The sequence below is a fragment of the Streptomyces sp. CA-251247 genome, from assembly GCF_050952975.1.
GTDB lineage: Bacteria > Actinomycetota > Actinomycetes > Streptomycetales > Streptomycetaceae > Streptomyces > Streptomyces achmelvichensis.
Genome location: NZ_CP191861.1, coordinates 5,889,510 through 5,905,756, shown reverse-complemented (window position 1 = coordinate 5,905,756; position 16,247 = coordinate 5,889,510). Strand labels below are relative to the sequence as shown.

Below are 16,247 nucleotides of genomic sequence, written 5' to 3'. Positions count from 1 at the left end.
GTACTTCCCCCGGGTGGTGTCGTCACGGTGCATTCCGGCGTATGCCGGTGTGGTTCGTCGGCTCGATGCGTGGTGGTGCGTGGTGATGCGAGGAAGGTCTTCGGACGAGCGCCGGATGAGTGGGGTGCGTCAGCCCCGCGCGATGGGCCCGTACCTGGCCGCCGGCTCTCCGCTGAGCAGCGCCCAGTACCGGTCGCCGTACGACCAGTGCCACCATTCGGTGGGGTAGTTGACGAAGCCCCCCGCGGTCATGGCCCGGCACATCAGCTCCCGGTTGGCGCGGGGCTCACCGGTTATGCGGGGCGCGGCCGTACGGCAGCCGCCTTCGCTCTCCTCCGGGGTGGCGTTCACCTCGGTGCCGAGCGCGAGTTCGACGCCGTCCTCGGTGCACAGAGTCAGATCGACCGCACCGCCGCTGACGTGCGGGGCGACCTCCGGCGGGGAGATGTACGCGCTCGTCAGCTCGCGGACCCGGTCGGGCGACGCGTCCGGCTCTGCCGCCCGCATGACGGCGGCGTACTCCTGGAAGTAGCGGCCCTGGAGCTGAGGCGGGCGGAATCCCTCCACCAGCAACAGGCGGATACCCGTGGGCAGTTCGTCCTGGGCGATGAGCAGCCGGCGCACCACGTCCGCCCGCAGGTGGGCGTACGAGCCGTCGCCGTCGGCCTGCCGAGTGTCGACGCGGAGCCCGGCTACCTCGCGCACGTCGACCAGCGGCTCGCCGTTGTCGACGACGGGCGTTGCGGCGACTCGGCGGTCCGAGAGCAGGATGATCTCTGTCACGCTCACCAGCGTGCCCGGGGGCGCTGCAGAAGCGATGCAGATCCTCTGCAGGACCCTCTGCATCCCCTTGCATCTCTCTGGGCGCTCCCGCAGGACGTCATGCAGAAGCCGCCGTGCAGGACCGTCCGGAAGACGCTCAGGCAGCGTCGGCACCGGTCAGGGAGACAGGTCCCGGCCGGCCTCCCCTGCGTCGACCGTCTCCACGGCGACCGCCTCGGCGGCCTCCCGGCTGCCGAGCTCCCGGAACACCTCGAGCGCCTCGTCCCGCGCGGCCCGGGCCGCCTGCGCGTCACCCCTGCCGGCCGCCGCTGCCCCCAGGTCCCTCAGCGTACGGGCGCGCCACAGCGGCAGCTGGAGCTTCTCCCACAGGACGATCGAGCGCTGAAGCTCCGCCTCCGCCGCGTCCCACTCCTCCGCCGCGAGGTGCCACTCGCCGAGCGACCGCAGGACCAGCGCCTCGCCGAACAGGTCCTGGCGCTCGCGGGTGACCTCCAGGCACCGTTCGAGCTGCTCCCGCGCCTCGGGCAGCCGGCCCTGCCGCAGATGGACCTTGGCCAGTGACTGTCCGGCGTACATCGAGCCGAAGGTGTCCCCGGTCTGCTCGAAGATGTCCAGAGAGCGCGACAACATCCGCTCGGCGTCGCCGAGTTCGCCCTTGGCCCGGTGGCACAGACCGAGGGAGCGCAGGGTCAGCCCCTCGCCGTGCCGGTCGTCCACCTCCCGGTACAGCTCCAGGGCCAGCGACAGTTCGTCCCAGGCCTCGGCGTACCGTCCCAGATCGCGGTGCACACTGCCGATGCCGTAGTGCAGCTGGGCCACGGCGGTGGTGTCGGCCAGTTCACCGCACAGCACGAGCGCCTGTCCCAGCAGGTCCAGGGCCTCGGTGAACCGTGCCTGTTCGCGGCGCGCCGAGCCCATGCCGGCCAGAGCGCCCGCGCGACCGCGTGCGTCAACCGTCTCCTCGAACAGCCCCAGGGCGTCCTTGAAGTACGCGTACGCGGCCTCGAAGCTGTCCTGTTCGAGGCGGAGTTGGCCCAGCCCGCTGAGCAGCCACGCCTCGCCCTCGGCATCGCCACCGCGGCGGACCGCCTCGAGGGCCACGGTGTGCGAACGGGACCAGGCGTCGAACTGGTTGTAGAGCGCCGCCGAGCTCGCCATCAGCACGGCCGCGAGATCACGCGCCGCGCGGGCCAGTCCGTGGTCCGCGCAGTGCGTGACGGCCGCGACCAGACAGGGCTGTTCGGCCGCGAACCAGGCGGCGGGCCTGGCCAGCAGTTCCCGTACGACGAACGGGTCCAGGGTCACATCCGCGCTCTTGCCGGCGAAGAGCCGTGCGGCCCCGCCCGGCCCGCGCGCCGCCGCTTCCTTGGCCAGCGACAGCCAGCAGGAGACCAGTCGCAGGACGGCATCCTCGCGGGCCTGCTCGGTCTCCTCGGTGTGGCAGCGCTCGCGGGCGTGTTCCCGGGCCAGATCATGGATGCGGTACCGGGTCTGCCCCGTCTCGTCGACCCCGACGAGGTCGATGAAGTGACAGTCCACCAGGCGCTCGACGGCCTCCTCGGCCTCGTCGACGCCCACGTCCAGGAGCGGCGCCGCGACCCACGCGGCGAAGTCCGGCAGGTCCATCAGCGCCAGCCGGCGCAGCGCGCGGCGCTCCTGCTCTCCGAGGTCCGCGTACCCGAGCTCCAGGCTCGCCCGCAACTCCAGGTCACCGGCCTGGAGTTCGTCGAGCCGGCGGCGCTCGTCGCGCAGCCGGGCGGCGAGACGTGCGGGTGTCCAGTGCGGGCGCGCGGCGAGCCGGGCGCCCGCGATCCGTACGGCCAGGGGCAGCCTGCCGCACAGCGCGACGATCTCGGCGACCTGCCCCGGCTCGGCGGTGGCCCTCCCGGGGCCGGCGACCTTGGCCATCAGGGCCAGCGCTTCCTGCTCTCCGGGGGCCGCGAGGTCCAGATGGGCCGCCCCTTCGAGCGCGACCAGCCGCCGCCGGCTGGTGATCAGCACGGCGGAGCCGGATCCCGGCGGCAGAAGAGGCCGCAGCAGGGTCTCGCCGACAGCGTTGTCCAGGATGAGGAGTATCCGGCGGCGGGCGATGTGCGTGCGATACAGCCCGACGAGATCCTCCAGGTCACCGGGCAGTGCGTCGGGGTCGGCCCCGAGGGCCCGCAGCAGCCTGGCGAGGGCGTCGGCCGTCTGCACGGGTGCGGAGTCCGACGCCCGCAGGTCCAGGAACAGCTGCCCGTCGGGGAAGAGCGCCGCCAGACGGTGGCCGATGTGCACGGCGAGCGTCGTCTTGCCCATCCCGGAGCGCCCCGAGATCACTCCGATCGGCGGGGCGGTGCTCGCAGGGTCGTTGACTCTGTCCAGCAGAGCGGTGGCCCAGGCGATCTGCTCGGTCCGGCCGACGAAATCGGAGACGTCGGGCGGCAGATGGGACGGCGTGGGGTGTCCGGGGGCGTCCGGTACCGCCTCGCGGCGTACGGCCTCACGCGCTACGGCCTGACGCGGCCCGCCCTGACGAGGTAAGGCCTCGCGCGGGACCGTCTCCCGCGCGGTCGCCTCATACGGTGCGCGCTCGGCGCCCGGCTCGGTCCCGCCGGAGGCGGGCTGCGGGCCGGCGGCCAGCAGCGCCGTGTCTCCGGTCAGCAGGGCCTGGTGCAGCGCACGCAGCTCCGGACCGGGGTCGATCCCCAGCTCCGTACGCAGCAGTTCGCGCCCCTCCTGGTAGGCCCGCAGCGCGTCGGGCACCCTCCCGGTCCGGAACAGCGCGGTCATCAACTGCCCCCGGGGCTGCTCCCGCAGCGGGTGCGCGGCCACATGCGCGAGCAGTTCCGCTACGAGCTCCGCCCGGCATCCGAGAGTGAGTTCGGCGGCGAACCGTGCCTCCTGGGCCACCAGCCGCAGTTCGGCCAGTCGCGCTGCCTCGATCCGGGCGAAGGACTGATCGAGACCTTCCAGCGCGTCCTGCCCCCGCCACAGACCCATCGCGTCCCGCAGGATCTCCACGGCCTCGGCGGCCCGCCCCTCGGAGGCCGTGCGCCGACCGAGCGCGAGCGCCTGCTCGAACCGGTGGGCGTCGATCCGGGACGGGGGGAAGTCTGCGAGATAGCCGGGTGAACGGGTCTGGATCGCGGTGTCGTCCCCCGCCCCGGCCAGCGCCCTGCGCAGTGCCGACACATGCGAGGCGACGAGGGCCCGCGCGGTGACGGGCGCCTGTTCCTCCCAGACCAGGTCCACGAGGCGGTCGGTGGAAAGCACCTCACCGAGATTGACGACGAGAGCCGCGAGAATCGCCGTGGGTTTGGGGCCGCTCAGCGGAATGCGCCGATGTCCGTCCCACACCTCGGCCGGGCCCAGAAGGCGCACCTCCAACGTCGTCCTCCGATGTCGCGGCCCCTCAGTTGCGGTGCCAACGATATTCGGTGGGAAGGTGCTGGACACGACTGTTACCGGACTGCCTGCGACGACTTCCGCAGTCCGGTGACCTGTTTGTTGCGTCGCCACGGCCCTCGGTCTCGGGAGAGGTGTCCTCGCAATCGGGAATGGGCCGTGATTCCGCTCGGGGAAGGGACGGGACTCACGCTGTCCCCGTATGAGTGAGCCGCGAAGAATTTCTCCGTTGACGAGGAATTCCACGCGGACATGCGAGAGGCCCCTTCCGGAACGTTCCGGAAGGGGGCCTGTCACTGCCTCAGAACGCCTGCCTCAGAACGACAGGAGTCGGCTGCGGGTCAGCCGCTGCCCACGAAGATCACCAGCAGGAGCCACACCACGGGCGCCGTCGGCAGCAGGGAGTCGAGCCGGTCCATGATTCCGCCGTGCCCCGGCAGGAGCGTGCCCATGTCCTTGATGCCGAGGTCCCGCTTGATCATCGACTCGCCCAGGTCACCGAGAGTGGCGCTGGCGGCGACCGCGAAGCCCAGCAGCAGGCCCTGCCACCAGGAGCCGCCGTCGATGAGGAACTGCATGCACAGCGCACCGGCCGCCATCGCGAACGTGACCGCGCCGAGCAGCCCTTCGCGGGTCTTCCCGGGGCTGATGCGGGGCGCCAGCTTGTGCTTCCCGAAGCGCCAGCCCACGGCGTACGCGCCGGTGTCACTGACCACCGTGAGGACGAGGAACATCAGCACGCGCTCGGCGCCGTCGTCGGCGGTGAGCATCATCGCCACGAACGTCGCGAGGAACGGGACGTAGAACGCGGCGAACACACCCGCGGTGACGTCCTTCAGATATCCCTCGGGAGGCTCGGTCATCCGCCAGACCAGCACCGCCAGCGCGGTGAGGGCCATGGCGACCCAGGCGCCCTCGGCTCCGCGCACATAGCCGGCCACGATCATGGCCGCTCCGCCGACCGCGAGCGGCACCAGCGGGGCCTTGATCTGCTTGCGCTCCTCGAGCCGGGACGTCAGTTCCCACAGCCCGACCACGACGGCGACCGCTATCACGCCGACGAACACGGCCTTGACGATGAAGAGCGACGCCACGATCACCGCGCCCAGACCGACGCCGACCCCTATGGCCGCCCTCAGGTCACGCCCGGCCCGCTTCCTCTGCGGCGGTTCGGGCGCCGGCTCGGGGGTAGGCATGGGCTCCTGCGGAATCTCGTCCCGGAACAGGGGGCCACTCAGTGGAGCGGCCCCCCGGTCGAGGTCGTTGCGCTCGTCGCGGTCGTTACGGTCTTCGGCGTCTCTACCTGCGTCGGGAAAGTCCGGCACGATGGGCATGGGCCGAGTCTGCTGTGCGTCATGCTCATCGTATGCGGGACCCGCCGGGGCAGGCCCCTGGTCGGGGGGCAGCCATTCTCCGACGTACCTGGCTCTCTGCGGAGCCCCCCAGGAAGAGTCGTTCATCAGACCTCGAGCAGCTCGGCTTCCTTGTGCTTGAGCAGCTCGTCCACCTGCGCGACGTACTTCGCGGTGGTGTCGTCGAGCTCCTTCTCCGCGCGGCGGCCCTCGTCCTCGCCGACCTCGCCGTCCTTGATCAGCTTGTCGATGGCTTCCTTGGCCTTGCGGCGCACGGAGCGGATCGAGATCTTCGAGTCCTCGGCCTTGCTCTTGGCCACCTTGATGTACTCGCGGCGGCGCTCCTCCGTGAGCTCGGGGAACACCACACGGATGATGTTGCCGTCGTTGCTGGGATTGACGCCCAGGTCGGAGTCACGGATCGCCTGCTCGACATTGCGCAGCGCGGTCTTGTCGAACGGGGTCACCACGGCCATCCGCGGCTCCGGCACCGAGAACGAGGCCAGCTGGTTGATCGGGGTCAGCGCACCGTAGTAGTCGGCCACGATCTTGTTGAACATCGCCGGGTGCGCACGTCCGGTGCGGATCGCGGCGAAGTCATCCTTGGCGACCAGGACGGCCTTCTCCATCTTCTCCTCGGCCTCGAGGAGGGTCTCTTCGATCACCACTTGCTCCTGCGTGTCTTGAGTGGGCCCGGCATGCAACTGGGCTGGGCGGAACCTGTGTCGCGTCTTCCCCTGCACGGTGTCCGACCGGCAGGGCTTTGTCTATCCCTGGAGGGACGCCCCCGGGTCAGCCCCGGGTGCCCTGGTCGCTCACGAGAGTCCCGATCTTCTCACCCTTGACGGCCCGCGCGATATTGCCTTCGGTGAGGAGTTCGAAGACGAGGATCGGAAGGGCGTTGTCGCGGCAGAGGGTGACCGCGGTGGCGTCCGCGACCTTGAGGTTGCGGGTGATCACCTCGCCGTACTCCAGCGCGTCGAACTTCACCGCGTCCGGGTTGGTCTTGGGGTCGGAGTCGTAGACACCGTCGACACCGTTCTTGCCCATCAGCAGGGCCTCGGCGTCGATCTCCAGGGCTCGCTGCGCGGCGGTGGTGTCGGTGGAGAAGTACGGCATGCCCATACCGGCGCCGAAGATCACGACGCGCCCCTTCTCCAGGTGGCGCACGGCGCGCAGCGGGATGTACGGCTCCGCGACCTGGCCCATGGTGATGGCGGTCTGGACACGGGAGTCGATGCCCTCCTTCTCCAGGAAGTCCTGGAGGGCGAGGCAGTTCATGACCGTGCCGAGCATGCCCATGTAGTCGGAGCGGGCCCGGTCCATGCCGCGGACCTGCAGTTCTGCGCCGCGGAAGAAGTTTCCGCCGCCGATGACGACCGCGATCTCGGCGCCGTCGCGTACCACGGCGGCGATCTCGCGGGCGATGGCGTGCACGACGTCGGGGTCGACGCCGAGACCCCCACCGCCGGAGAACGCCTCACCGGACAGCTTCAGCATGAAGCGCCCGGCCTTCTTGTCGTCGTGGTCGCTCTTGTCGCCGGTTGCCTGGTTGGCGTCCGCGCCCTTGTTCATGGAGATCTCCTCGTGCACATACGAGAAGGCCATTGCCGGTGGGTCTGTTTCCCTGTCGGCAATGGCCTCCTCGTCAGATCTGCGGTCGTCCGGCGCTGCAACGCAGTGGTGCCGTCAGGCACGCGCGGCCGATGACTGCATAGGAAACCCTATCGGGCTCCCATGTCGATCGCGTACTTGCTCAGGCGCCGACGCGGAGACGCGCGAAGCGCTTCAGCGTGACACCGGCCTCGTCCAGAACCTTCTGGACGGACTTCTTGTTGTCCTTCGCGAACGGCTGGTCGAGGAGGGTGACCTCCTTGAAGAAACCGTTGACGCGACCCTCGACGATCTTCGGGAGGGCGGCCTCGGGCTTGCCCTCCTCGCGCGAGGTGGCCTCGGCGACGCGACGCTCGTTCTCGACGACGTCGGCCGGGACCTCGTCACGGGTGAGGTACTTCGGCGCGAACGCGGCGATGTGCTGCGCGACGTCCTTGGCGATCTGGGCGTTCTCCTTGTCGAGCTCGACCAGCACGCCGACCTGCGGCGGGAGGTCGGGCATCGTGCGGTGCATGTAGACACCGACGTACGCACCCGAGAACTGCGCGAAGCGGTCCAGGACGATCTTCTCGCCCAGGTTGGCGTTGGCCTCGTCGACGTACGCCTGGACGGTCTTGCCGGCCTCGATCTCGGAGGCGAGCAGCGCGTCGAGGTCGGCCGGGGAGGTGGCGGCGACGTGCGCGGCGAGGGAGTTGGCGACGGCCTGGAACTTGTCACCCTTGGCGACGAAGTCCGTCTCGCACTTCAGCTCGAGCAGGACACCGGAGGTCTTGTCCTCGGAGATGAGGGAGACGACGGCGCCGTTCTCGGCGTTGCGGCCCTCGCGCTTGGCGACGCCCTTCTGGCCCTTGACGCGAAGGAGCTCGACGGCCTTGTCGACGCTGCCTTCGGCCTCGTCGAGGGCCTTCTTGCAGTCCATCATGCCGGCGCCGGTGAGCTCGCGGAGCTTCTTGACGTCAGCGGCGGTGTAGTTCGCCATGTCCTTGAATCTCTCTCGAAAGTCGAAAGTCGAAGATCTACGGGTGAGCGGCGGGGGCCGGCGCTTGTGGCACCGTCCCCCGCCGTTCACCTACCGAAGCTGTGCGGTTCAGGCCTGCTCGGCGTCAGCCGGCTTCTCGGCCTCGGCGGCGGGGGCCTCGGCGGGCTTCTCCGCCTCGTCGGCCGCAGCCTCGGCCGGCTTGTCGGCCTCGGCAGCCGGGGCCTCGGCAGCCGCGGCCTCGGCGGGCTTCTCAGCCTCGTCGGCCTTCTTCTCGCCCTCGAGGAGGTCGCGCTCCCACTCGGCGAGGGGCTCGCCGGCGGCCTTCTCGCCCGGCTTGGAGTCGCCGGTGGCGACGCCGGAACGGGCGATGAGGCCCTCGGCGACGGCGTCGGCGATCACGCGGGTGAGCAGGGTGACGGAGCGGATCGCGTCGTCGTTGCCCGGGATCTTGTAGTCGACCTCGTCGGGGTCGCAGTTGGTGTCGAGGATCGCGACGACCGGGATGTGGAGCTTGCGCGCCTCACCGACGGCGATGTGCTCCTTCTTGGTGTCGACGATCCAGACGGCGCTCGGCACCTTCTGCATCTCGCGGATGCCGCCGAGGGTCTTCTCCAGCTTGGCCTTCTCGCGCGAGAGGACCAGGAGCTCCTTCTTGGTGAGGCCGGACGCGGCCACATCCTCGAAGTCGATCTGCTCGAGCTCCTTGAGGCGCTGCAGGCGCTTGTAGACCGTCGAGAAGTTGGTCAGCATGCCGCCGAGCCAACGCTGGTTGACGTACGGCATGCCAACGCGCGTCGCCTGCTCGGCGATGGCCTCCTGGGCCTGCTTCTTGGTGCCGACGAACATGATGGAGCCGCCGTGGGCGACGGTCTCCTTGACGAACTCGTAGGCGCGGTCGATGTACGACAGCGACTGGAGCAGGTCGATGATGTAGATGCCGTTGCGCTCCGTGAAGATGAATCGCTTCATCTTCGGGTTCCAACGACGGGTCTGGTGACCGAAGTGGACGCCGCTTTCCAGCAGCTCCCGCATCGTGACGACGGCCATGGCCGTATCTCCTTGGATTCTCGGTTTGTCCTGACGCCCCGACGCGCCATGCCACAAGGGACCGAGGAGCGCGGCCATCGACCTTCAGAGGGTGAATGGCGGGGCGTGCGAAGTCGACCCGGTGACCCGGATCGCCAGAAGAAGTGTACGGGACCCGGACAGTGCCGGGTGACGGCGCTGTCCACAACCGATCGGTACTCCACAGATCCGGAGCATGATCCACTCGGTTCCGGCGTCGTACGGGACCGTCTGTGCCATGAACCGCAGACGTCTCGGGCCCCTGCTCGCCCTGTTCCTGCTGGTCGTCGCGACGGCATCGGCCGACCGGGCGTCCGCTGGTCCGCTGCCCACGGGCGACACCGGAAGCTGGCCGCTGGGGCCACCACGGCCACAAATCGTACGGGGCTGGGAGCCACCGGCCTCGGCGTACGGACGGGGGCACCGCGGCATCGACCTCGCGGCCGCGCCCGGGGCACCCGTGCGGGCCGCCGCGCCGGGACGGGTCTCCTTCGCGGGCAAGGTGGCGGGCCGGGGAGTGCTCACCATCAGTCTCACCGGTACGGGGGATCCGCCCCTGCGCACGACCTACGAGCCGGTGACGGCGACGGCTGCGGTGGGCACTCAGGTGAGTGCCGGCGAGGTGGTGGGGCACGTCGCGACCGGCCCGTCGCACTGCGCGGTCGGCTGTCTGCACTGGGGCCTGCTGCGCGGCACCGCGTATCTGGATCCGCTCTCACTGCTGCCTCCGTGGCTGCTGCGCCGAGGCCCGTCGCGGCTGCTTCCGGTCCTGGGAGTACCGGAGCCGGCCGCGGGTGCGGTGGCCGAGCCGGACGCAGAACAGGCGGCTGAGCCGGTGTCGGCGCGCGCGATGGGCTCGGCAGGGGCGCTCCACACGGCAGCGCTGCTGGTCACGGCAGCGCTGGTACACGGTGGGCTGAGGAGGTGGGGGCCCGGTCCGGCTCGGCTTCGGCGGGCCCGAGCGGCAAGGTCCGTCCGCCGTGAGCGCCGGGCCCCGCGACCTGCGGCGGTTCGGCGGTGCACAGCAGCAGCCCGGAGCCGGCTCCGGGCTGCGTCAGCGCGGGAAGCACGGGGGCGCGGCCGGCGGCTGGACCACGATGGTGCTCACCGACGAGACGGGCCGGCGAGCGCAGGTGCCCGGCGGGACCGGCCGGCCGGACAGCCGGACAGCCGGACGGCCGACGTTCAGCAGCGGCGACAAGGAGCAGCGACAGGAACCAGGAGCACGAGCAGGGAAAACCCGGGCTCAGCCGCGGACACCCCGGAGCGCCATGGACACCGCCGCGTCCGCGACCGACGCAGGATCCTCCGCCGCGCCCAGTTCGATCCGCCGGACCGCCGCGTCCACCACGCCCTGCAACAGCATCGCCGCGAGCCGGGGCTGCTCATGACCCAGCTCGCCGAGCGCCTCGACGATCATCGCGATCAGGCCGCCGTGCGCGGCACGGATCTTCTCCCGCGCGCCCGCGTCCAGCTCGCTCGCGGAGATCGCCACCACGGCACGGTGCCGCCGGTCCCCCACGAGGGCCAGCTGCCGGCGCACATACGCCTCGACCTTGTCCTCCGCCGAGTCCGCGCGCTGCATCGCGGTCTCGACCTCCGCCGCCCACACGGGGAAGTCCACCGCGCAGAGCTCCTCGACGACCGCTGCTCGCGAACGGAAGTACTCGTACACGGAGGACCGGGCAAGGCCCGTGCGTTCGGCGAGAGCGGGGAAGGTCAGCGCCTCCGTCCCGCCCTCGGACAACAGAGAACGCGCGGCATCCAGCAGGGCGTCGCGCTGCATCGTCCGGTGCTCGGCCACGGAGGCCGCTCGAATCCTTGGCACGCGCCCACTCTACGGATGTCCCGCCGGAGGCAGGCAAGAATCGGCGTCAACGTCCCACGTCGGCGAGCTTCGCCCGCAGCTGGAGGACCGATTTCGTGTGAATCTGGCTGACCCTGCTCTCGGTCACTCCGAGGACGTTGCCGATCTCGGCGAGGGTCAGGCCCTCGTAGTAGTAGAGGGTGACGACGGTCTTCTCACGATCGGGAAGGGTGTTGATGGCCCGGGCGAGCAGCCGGCGCAGTTCGCGGTCCTCGGCCACCGCGACCGGGTTGTCCGCGGCCGTGTCCTCCAGGGTGTCCATCAGGCTGAGCCGGTCGCCGCCCTCACCCCCGGCGTGCAGCAGCTCCTCCAGGGCGACCACGTTCGCCAGGGACAACTGGCTGAAAACGGCGTGCAGTTCGTCCACACCGATACCCATCTCGGAGGCGACCTCGCCCTCGGACGGGGTACGTCTCAACTGCGCTTCGAGCGTGGCGTAGGCACGCTCGACGGCGCGGGCCTTCTGCCGTACGGAGCGCGGAATCCAGTCCAGGGCCCGTAGTTCGTCGATCATCGCGCCGCGGATGCGGGTGATCGCGTACGTCTCGAACTTGATGGACCGCTCGATGTCGAACTTCTCGATGGCGTCGATGAGCCCGAAGACCCCGGAGGACACGAAGTCCGCCTGCTCGACATTGGACGGGAGGCCGACGCTCACCCGGCCCGCGACGTACTTCACCAGCGGTGAGTAGTGCAGGATCAACTGCTCCCGCAGCCGCTCGTCCCCTGTGTCCTTGTACGACCGCCACAGCTCCTCGAGGGAGGAGGGAGCGGGGGGCCGCACGGTGCCACGGGCAGCGGGGGGCACTGCCGCGCGGTCAGACCCGGAGGTGTGCTGGGGCATGCGTTGCCTTGAGCCGTTCTGCTGTGGGGGGGAGGGGAGTGAAGGGGGACGAGCGTCTGGGGCGGAAATGGTGAGCGTAGCGTGACTGCGCGGTCGCGGTGGGCGAAGGCAGGGGGATGGAACCTGTGCGGGGTATCAGCCATCGGCCACACCTTCGAACCGGCGCGAGCACGGCACGCGCCGGTCCTTCCGGTGTCACCAACAGGCCTGCGGAGGTCATCGCTCACACCTTTTCACCCGAATGCTCCAGGTCAAGGACCGCCTCGCCGCGCGTTCGACCGCCGGACGGCGGTGCGCGTCAACTGCCAGCTCTCTCCGTGCCGTTCGACAAAACCCAGGGCCTGCAGTTCGTACAGCCTGCCGAGCGCCTCGTCCGGGGTGACGCCGGCGGCGTGGGCGATCCGCCCGCCATCGAGCGCGCCACTCGCCGGCAGAGCGTCAAGGACCCGTGCGCTGAGGGGATCCAGCGCATCGCGCGGCAGTACCGGGCCACGCCGCTCGGGCGCCAGCTCTCCGATCTCTCCGACCAGCTCGGCCACTTCGTCGGCGTCGGTGACCAGCACTGCCTCGCCGCGCAGCAGTTCGTGCACGCCGCCCGAGAGACCGCTGGTCGCCGGTCCGGGTACACCCATGGTGTGACGGCCCAGTCTCTGGGCGCTACGGGCCGTGGCCAGCGACCCGCTGCGGTACTCGGCCTCGACGACGACCGTGCCCCGGGTCAGGGCGGCAATCACCCGGTTCCGGAGGATGAACCTGCTGGGCGTCGGATGGTCGCTCGGCGGCAACTCCCCGACGACCAGGCCCTGTTCGGCGATCCGTCCGAGCAACTCGGTGTGGCCCCGCGGATAGGCGACGTTCACGCCGCAGGCAAGCACGGCAACCGTGGCACCGCCTGCCGCCAGTGCGCCGCGATGCGCCGAGCCGTCGACCCCGAAAGCCGCACCCGACACCACGACCCAGCCCCGCTCGGCCAGCCCCGACCCGAGGCCTGCGGCCATGTGCGCCCCGTACGGCGTGCAGGCCCGGGCGCCGACCACCGCGACCGACCGCAGAGCCCATTTCCGCAGGTCGGGCCGCCCCCGGACCCACAGTCCCACGGGTCTGGCATCGCCGAGGTCGTCCAGTTGGGTCGGCCACTCCCCCTCCCCCGGGCAGATGAACCGGCCGCCGAACGAGGCCACAGCCTCCAGATCGCGCAGCGGGTCGACCGCCGCCGCCCGTATGCGGTAGCTCGCCACCCGACGCGGTGACGCGCCCGGCAGCGGCACGTCGTCGGGCCCGGGTGCGGTGAGGCGGGCCATGAGTTCGAGGGGGCCCATCTCGGCCAGCCACCGTCCGCCGCGCTCGTCCCCCGGCTCGATCACCCGGGTGAGGGCGGCCCGTGCGATGCGCTCGTCGTCGCCCACCGACGAATTGCCGTCCGGCATCACAGCCCTCCTCCACCGGTCGGCATCGGCGCACCGCGCGAGACTCCGGTGCGCAGCTCCAGGGCCAGATCGACGTCCTGGGGCTGTGGCCTGTCGTGCCCGGCGAGGTCCGCGATCGTCCAGGCCACCCGCAGAACCCGGTCCAGCCCGCGGGCTGTGAGCAGTCCGCGCTCCATGTCGCGCTCGGCCGCGTGCAGGGCGCCGGGTGCGACGACCCAGCGGGTCCGCAGTTCGTGCCCCGGCACCTCACTGTTGACGTTCCAGGGGGTGTCCCGCAGCCGGGCTGCGGCACGCTGTCTCGCCGCGAGCACCCGCTCCGCGACCACCGCTGTCGGCTCGCCCCGTCCGCCCGGACCGAGCAGATCGCTGCGGTTGACCGGTTCGACCTCGACCCGCAGATCTACGCGGTCGAGCAGTGGTCCGGACAGACGTGCCTGATAGCGGCGGACGGCCGACGGCGGGCACTCGCAGCCAGTGCCCTGCAAGGTGTGCCGTCCGCAGGGGCATGGATTGGCCGCGAGAACCATCAGAAAGCGCGCCGGCAGCCGGACCACGCCGGCGGCGCGCGCCACCACGACGTGGCCCGACTCCAGCGGCTGACGCAGGGCGTCCAGCGCCTTGCCGGAGAACTCGGGCGTCTCGTCCAGGAACAGCACGCCCCGGTGTGCCAGCGACACGGCCCCTGGCCTCGGCAGCCCGTTCCCGCCGCCGACGAGCGACTGCATGGTCGCCGAGTGGTGGGGTGCGCAGTAGGGCGCTCTGCGCACCAGCGGTTCGCCGGGCGGCAGGATGCCGGCCACCGAGTGCACCGCCGTGACTTCGAGGGACTCCTGTCGCGTCAGCGGCGGCAGCACGCCGGGGAGCCGCTCCGCCAGCATCGTCTTTCCCGCACCCGGCGGGCCGTACAGCATCAGATGGTGGCCGCCCGCCGCGGCGACCTCCAGCGCCGTCCGCGCCGCCCACTGGCCCGCGACATCGGCGAGGTCGGGGCCGTCCACCGCCTCCGGCGCGTGACCCGTGCCGACGCCGGCCCCGGGCACCATCAGCCCGGCCAGTATCGGATCGGGACTGCCCTCGGGCACCGGTTCCTCCTCCGGGACGGGCTCGTCGCTCAGCACCGCGATCAGCTGCCGCAGACTTCTCACCCCGAGGACCGAGACGCCGGGGACCAGCCGGGCCTCCCCCGCGGTCTGCTCCGGCACGACCACCTGCCGGTATCCCGCTTCGGCGGCGGCGAGGACGGCGGGGAGCACGCCACGCACCGGCCGCACCCGGCCGTCCAGCCCCAGTTCCCCGATCAGCACCAGATCGGCGATGGCCTTGGGGTCGACCCGTTCCGACGCACCGAGGACGGCCATCGCCACGGCGAGATCGAAACCGCTGCCGCCCTTGGGCACGGATGCCGGGCTGAGACCCACCGTGAGCTTCTTCTGCGGCCACTCGCCGCCCGAGTTCACCACCGCGGCCCTGACCCGGTCGCGGCTCTCCACCAGGCTCTTGTCCGGCAGTCCGACCAGGGTGAACGCCGCGACGCCCGGCTCCAGGTCCGCCTGGACCTCCACCACCACGCCTTCGACGCCGACCAGCGCCACCGAACACGCTCGCGCGAACCCCATCAGGCCACCCCCCGCGCGTGCTCCACGACGGGCGCACCACGCCGGGGCAGCATCACGCCCACCAGGTCGATGCGCACCCCGCCCGGCGGTGGGCCGCCGTGCCGCTCCAGCCAGCATTCGGCGAGCCGTCTGAGGCGGTCCGCCTTCGTGGGCGTGACCGCGGCCATCGGATGCTCGAAGGGACCCGCTCGGCGGGTCTTGACCTCACAGACGACCAGCAGGTCGCCGTCCCGGGCGACGATGTCGATCTCGCCCGTCCGCCCGCACCGCCAGTTCCTCGCGAGAAGCGTCATACCGGCCTCGGTCAGCAGCCGCGCCGCCAACTCCTCGCCGTACCGTCCCAGTGCCCCCGTAGCGTTCATCTCGGCACCACCTCCGGCACCGACTGTGACGCTTCAGATCCTCACGTGTGGATCTTGGTGGACAACTCGCCCCTTGTGGAAAACTCAGCCACTCGGAAGTTCGAGATCGCTCTTGTTGAGCTCCTCGATATTCACGTCCTTGAACGTGAGTACCCGTACCTGCTTGACGAATCTGGCCGGTCTGTACATGTCCCAGACCCAGGCGTCGGCCATCGAGACCTCGAAGAAGACCTCGCCCTGCACCGAGTGGACCTGCATTTCATAGTCGTTGGTGAGGTAGAAACGACGCTCGGTCTCGATCACGTACTTGAACAGCCCGACGACGTCTCGGTACTCCCGGTAGAGCTTCAGCTCCATCTCGGTCTCGTACTTCTCGAGGTCCTCGGCGCTCATGGCATGTTCCCCTTCAGCCGTGCGTCCCCCTATTGTGCGACAGCCCTGGGACCCCTAGACCACTTCTGGGGCCAGGACCACCGGTGTACTCGGAGGACCCTCGTCGAGCAGCGTGCGCAGCAGCTCGGCGAGCCTGGTCGGATACACCGTCTCACGCGCCGCCGACAGTTCGGCGGAGGTCCACCACCTCAGACCCGCGACACTGCGTCGCTCCAGCTCCGTGAGACCGCGCGGATCCGTCGCCGTCTGTGCCGTACGCGCGAGGAAGTACCACTCGTCCTGGTCCCAGCGGCGTCCGGCGAAGGGGAACGAGCAGGTCCGGCGCCACAGGACCGGCCCGAGTTCCACCTCCGTGATCCCGGTCTCCTCCACCAGCTCCCGCAGGGCCGCCTCCTCACGGGTCTCGTCGCCCTCCAGCCCGCCCCCGGGCGTGAACCACCAGGTGTGGGCGGGATCGTCGGGCTCGAAGCCGTGCATCAGCAGAATCCGGTCGTCGGGGTCCAGCAGGACGACCCGTGCGACCCTCCGCAGCTCGCCCCCGGAGCCCGGCGGACCCTC

General features: G+C 70.6%; 14 protein-coding genes and 1 pseudogene. 1 reads left to right on the top strand and 14 read right to left on the bottom strand.

What is annotated here, in order from left to right; all coding sequences use genetic code 11:
- Positions 1-129: 129 nt before the first annotated feature.
- The 7 genes from ACQPWZ_RS26325 to rpsB all read right to left on the bottom strand — a co-directional run bounded on the left by ACQPWZ_RS26325 (position 130) and on the right by rpsB (position 9,162).
- Positions 130-783 (bottom strand): M15 family metallopeptidase, encoded by a 654-nt coding sequence (locus ACQPWZ_RS26325; RefSeq protein ID WP_433572527.1) that lies wholly within the window; start codon positions 781-783, stop codon positions 130-132.
- Between the two features lie 156 nt (positions 784-939).
- On the bottom strand, positions 940-4,146 hold the full coding sequence (locus tag ACQPWZ_RS26320; protein ID WP_433572526.1) for an AfsR/SARP family transcriptional regulator: 3,207 nt from the start codon (positions 4,144-4,146) through the stop codon (positions 940-942).
- 365 nt (positions 4,147-4,511) lie between these two features.
- Entirely contained in the window at positions 4,512-5,630 is a 1,119-nt protein-coding gene (locus ACQPWZ_RS26315; protein WP_433572525.1) for a phosphatidate cytidylyltransferase, read from the bottom strand.
- Positions 5,630-6,187, bottom strand: a complete 558-nt coding sequence (frr, locus tag ACQPWZ_RS26310) for a ribosome recycling factor (protein WP_313943829.1) — start codon at positions 6,185-6,187, stop codon at positions 5,630-5,632. Before frr ends, ACQPWZ_RS26315 begins: the two co-directional genes overlap by 1 nt.
- A gap of 127 nt (positions 6,188-6,314) precedes the next feature.
- Complete coding sequence (gene pyrH / locus ACQPWZ_RS26305) at positions 6,315-7,097, bottom strand: UMP kinase (protein WP_313948849.1); 783 nt, start codon at positions 7,095-7,097, stop codon at positions 6,315-6,317.
- 181 nt (positions 7,098-7,278) lie between these two features.
- Positions 7,279-8,115, bottom strand: a complete 837-nt coding sequence (gene tsf / locus ACQPWZ_RS26300; protein ID WP_340475674.1) for a translation elongation factor Ts — start codon at positions 8,113-8,115, stop codon at positions 7,279-7,281.
- 108 nt (positions 8,116-8,223) lie between these two features.
- Complete coding sequence (rpsB, locus tag ACQPWZ_RS26295; protein WP_340475672.1) at positions 8,224-9,162, bottom strand: 30S ribosomal protein S2; 939 nt, start codon at positions 9,160-9,162, stop codon at positions 8,224-8,226.
- A 214-nt stretch (positions 9,163-9,376) separates the two neighbouring features.
- On the opposite strand from rpsB, the pseudogene ACQPWZ_RS26290 reads away from it, so the two are divergent.
- Positions 9,377-9,880 (top strand): annotated as a pseudogene (locus ACQPWZ_RS26290) (murein hydrolase activator EnvC family protein); the annotation flags it as partial.
- Between the two features lie 546 nt (positions 9,881-10,426).
- Here ACQPWZ_RS26290 and ACQPWZ_RS26285 read toward each other — a convergent pair.
- From ACQPWZ_RS26285 to ACQPWZ_RS26255, 7 genes are all read right to left on the bottom strand, one after another.
- Positions 10,427-10,984 (bottom strand): TetR/AcrR family transcriptional regulator, encoded by a 558-nt coding sequence (locus ACQPWZ_RS26285; RefSeq protein WP_433573870.1) that lies wholly within the window; start codon positions 10,982-10,984, stop codon positions 10,427-10,429.
- 70 nt (positions 10,985-11,054) lie between these two features.
- Entirely contained in the window at positions 11,055-11,891 is an 837-nt protein-coding gene (whiG, locus tag ACQPWZ_RS26280; RefSeq protein WP_313943832.1) for an RNA polymerase sigma factor WhiG, read from the bottom strand.
- A gap of 251 nt (positions 11,892-12,142) precedes the next feature.
- Positions 12,143-13,318 (bottom strand): DNA-processing protein DprA, encoded by a 1,176-nt coding sequence (gene dprA / locus ACQPWZ_RS26275; protein WP_433572524.1) that lies wholly within the window; start codon positions 13,316-13,318, stop codon positions 12,143-12,145.
- The gene (locus tag ACQPWZ_RS26270; RefSeq protein ID WP_433572523.1) at positions 13,318-14,934 is read right to left on the bottom strand and encodes a YifB family Mg chelatase-like AAA ATPase; all 1,617 of its coding nucleotides are present in this window, start codon (positions 14,932-14,934) and stop codon (positions 13,318-13,320) included. The genes dprA and ACQPWZ_RS26270 overlap by 1 nt, the downstream gene beginning before the upstream one ends.
- On the bottom strand, positions 14,934-15,296 hold the full coding sequence (locus tag ACQPWZ_RS26265; RefSeq protein ID WP_340475668.1) for a YraN family protein: 363 nt from the start codon (positions 15,294-15,296) through the stop codon (positions 14,934-14,936). The genes ACQPWZ_RS26270 and ACQPWZ_RS26265 overlap by 1 nt, the downstream gene beginning before the upstream one ends.
- Before the next feature lie 84 nt (positions 15,297-15,380).
- Positions 15,381-15,689 carry a DUF2469 domain-containing protein gene (locus tag ACQPWZ_RS26260; protein ID WP_003993268.1) on the bottom strand — a complete coding sequence of 103 codons (309 nt, stop codon included), beginning with the start codon at positions 15,687-15,689 and terminating at the stop codon, positions 15,381-15,383.
- A gap of 54 nt (positions 15,690-15,743) precedes the next feature.
- The gene (locus ACQPWZ_RS26255; protein WP_433573869.1) at positions 15,744-16,220 is read right to left on the bottom strand and encodes an NUDIX hydrolase; all 477 of its coding nucleotides are present in this window, start codon (positions 16,218-16,220) and stop codon (positions 15,744-15,746) included.
- Positions 16,221-16,247 lie beyond the last annotated feature (27 nt).

Coding starts and splice junctions, on each gene's coding strand:
- ACQPWZ_RS26265 (WP_340475668.1), bottom strand. CDS start 15,296: ATGAACGCTACGGGGGCACTGGGACGGTACGGCGAGGAGTTGGCGGCG.
- pyrH (WP_313948849.1), bottom strand. CDS start 7,097: ATGAACAAGGGCGCGGACGCCAACCAGGCAACCGGCGACAAGAGCGAC.
- whiG (WP_313943832.1), bottom strand. CDS start 11,891: ATGCCCCAGCACACCTCCGGGTCTGACCGCGCGGCAGTGCCCCCCGCT.
- ACQPWZ_RS26260 (WP_003993268.1), bottom strand. CDS start 15,689: ATGAGCGCCGAGGACCTCGAGAAGTACGAGACCGAGATGGAGCTGAAG.
- ACQPWZ_RS26315 (WP_433572525.1), bottom strand. CDS start 5,630: ATGAACGACTCTTCCTGGGGGGCTCCGCAGAGAGCCAGGTACGTCGGA.
- tsf (WP_340475674.1), bottom strand. CDS start 8,115: ATGGCGAACTACACCGCCGCTGACGTCAAGAAGCTCCGCGAGCTCACC.
- rpsB (WP_340475672.1), bottom strand. CDS start 9,162: ATGGCCGTCGTCACGATGCGGGAGCTGCTGGAAAGCGGCGTCCACTTC.
- ACQPWZ_RS26270 (WP_433572523.1), bottom strand. CDS start 14,934: ATGGGGTTCGCGCGAGCGTGTTCGGTGGCGCTGGTCGGCGTCGAAGGC.
- dprA (WP_433572524.1), bottom strand. CDS start 13,318: ATGCCGGACGGCAATTCGTCGGTGGGCGACGACGAGCGCATCGCACGG.